Below are 2292 nucleotides of genomic sequence, written 5' to 3'. Positions count from 1 at the left end.
GTCACTAGCAGAACGGGTGACGTCCTGAAATGTGGCATCAGGCGTAAAGAGCTGCCTTAACGAGGAGCAGTAAATTTTCCCGTTGTGGTAAAGAAACACACCATGAACATGTGGATACCGGAGTGCTGCCTGTTCGAGTGCGCACGCGGTGTCCGGCGAACATGAGAGGTCCGGCTGGTACTGACGCAGGATTTCCCCGCCCAGTAAACGGGCATTACGTAGCAGAAAATCGATACGTTCTGCTAATATAGAGTCCTGTTTACTTCCATCATACTGGTGATGCCATGAGTGAAAAATATACAGGAAAACAAGTGTCATCATGGCAATAAAGAAAATCAGTGAGATAAAAAAGTATTGCCATGCATTTTTCATAACCGTTTTCCTCTGACCTTATCGAGCTGAATCCTAAACTGAATGAAGCGGTCATTCCCGGACACTTTGCCTGAATCAGACATCTAACCAGGAAGTTAAATGTCCTTCATTCATGATATTATTTATAGTTAATGATGTAAGTTGCCTGACTATAAACAACGCCGGGAGTTGATGGATTATCATTAGCTTTTTTAATTCTGGCAACCAAAGGTATTTTCACTACGGAACGTCCGTCCTGAGGCAGGTTTTCATTAAATTCCTGGCCAAGTATTAATGGGGAATTAGACGCAGGCGTTCCTCTTGCTATCTGTATCAGGACTTCTGTAGCTGAGTCAGGAACCGACTTATCTATGTTAATTTCACCGTTATTTACATTTGCATTTCCCTGAACGCCATTTAGTGTAACGCCGATCACATTCGCTACATTTGGGGCTATATAGCTAACTGATGCCTGTTGTTGTGCCCAGTCTGAGCTCCATATATTCTCATTATTTCCGGGATTACCAAAAAACGTTGGACAGCCTGTAAGAACAATACTGGAGTCAACCCAATCTGAATACCCTTTTCTATCAATACTGCTGACATCATACTTACCTAATTGTACATCATAACTACGTGGCGTCGTGCAGGTAGGAACTGTGATGTTTATTCCTCCAGAGAAAGTAAACCACGCCATATCTTCCTGCCCGTTATCTATGCTCACACTTGCCTCACCTTTAGATGAAGGCATAATATATTGTGTGAGCGTTATTCTCCCAAGGCTGTTGCCGTCTAAAAAACCAGGGGAAATATCCCCAACTTTAATTAGTTTAAACTTCACATTATACTCATTCCATGAAGTATTGAACCCGGATGGAAAAGTACTTCCTATATAGAACGGGCCAAACTGATTTGTATTTATCACATCCCCTGAAAGCACCGGGTTACCTTCATAAGAAATATATTGAATACCTACCCCAGGTATATTTGTTGCGTAAATTTTCTCAGCTGCATTGATGAGTTTTAAATTCGATGTTGAATAGGTTATTTTTGTATCAAAATAATATGAGCCCTCTCCGACCGTGTTAGTGATGACAAAGTCAAAGTTTTTATGATCCCCCTGGTTATTTTTAAGATAACCCTGATACAGTACTGTTCCTACGGGAGTGTCTGCGCCTGAGGAAATATCTGCGCCATTCAGCACAACATTTGTTTCAACCCTCTGAACCAATTTCAGAGACAGAGTTAAGGATGAAGCGTACACTGAATGGAGTTCCATTCCGGATAATAAAATAATCGCCAGTGTTATTTTTTTCATTATCATTTTCCCCCATTCATGGAATCAAACCGTAAAATACTGTTTTTCTGGCCCGACGCCAGCCATCTGAGCAACTGATCGCCACGCTGGAAAAACCTGGCTTGAAAAACTGCCTTGAGACAACGGTGCCATCATGAACTTCATTACCGACTGTAATATTACCTACATTCAGAGGCATTATTAAATTCAGGGGCGACTGAATATCAGAGATATTATTGAGATGGCACTCTGCTAATACGGCTCTACTCATAAAAAAAAGAAGAAAAAGGCCACAGGATAACAAATATAAACATTTTCGTTTCATAATCCAGCTCCGCACACGGAATCAAACCGTACAATACTATTATTCTGTCCAGATACTGGCTGTGGTGGCAGGATATAATTGATATGACAGGACTGATCACCCCGCGAGCCCCATTTCACGGTCAACTTACCCCGTGACTCCGACACGCGGGCGTATATCTGTCCCGACTGACCCACGCTGCCCACCACCGTGCCGGCACCGTCATACACCTCGGCACCAAACGGCACCACTTCGCCACTGGTCTGTTTCGCCATAATCAGCAGCGGCGTACCCCGGCTGGTCCTGAACACAATCCGGCTGACCGCGCCTGAGTACGGCG

4 protein-coding genes are annotated in these 2292 nt (G+C 43.5%); all 4 read right to left on the bottom strand.

What is annotated here, in order from left to right; all coding sequences use genetic code 11:
- The coding region (locus V3W49_RS22510) for a CSS-motif domain-containing protein (protein ID WP_500148175.1) at positions 1 to 372 on the bottom strand (372 nt) is incomplete at its 3' end.
- Positions 373 to 490: 118 nt separating this feature from the next.
- Positions 491 to 1669, bottom strand: coding sequence for a fimbrial protein (locus V3W49_RS22505; RefSeq protein ID WP_500148174.1), 1179 nt, complete (start codon positions 1667 to 1669; stop codon positions 491 to 493).
- 16 nt (positions 1670 to 1685) lie between these two features.
- Positions 1686 to 1973: a hypothetical protein gene (locus V3W49_RS22500; RefSeq protein ID WP_142861278.1), complete on the bottom strand. Its 288-nt coding sequence runs from the start codon at positions 1971 to 1973 to the stop codon at positions 1686 to 1688.
- The coding region (locus V3W49_RS22495; RefSeq protein ID WP_500148172.1) for a FimD/PapC C-terminal domain-containing protein at positions 1970 to 2292 on the bottom strand (323 nt) is incomplete at its 5' end. The genes V3W49_RS22500 and V3W49_RS22495, both read right to left, overlap by 4 nt.

It is taken from the genome of Rosenbergiella sp. YN46, from assembly GCF_036620675.1.
Lineage (GTDB): Bacteria > Pseudomonadota > Gammaproteobacteria > Enterobacterales > Enterobacteriaceae > Jejubacter.
This window is presented reverse-complemented; position numbering and strand designations above follow the sequence as displayed.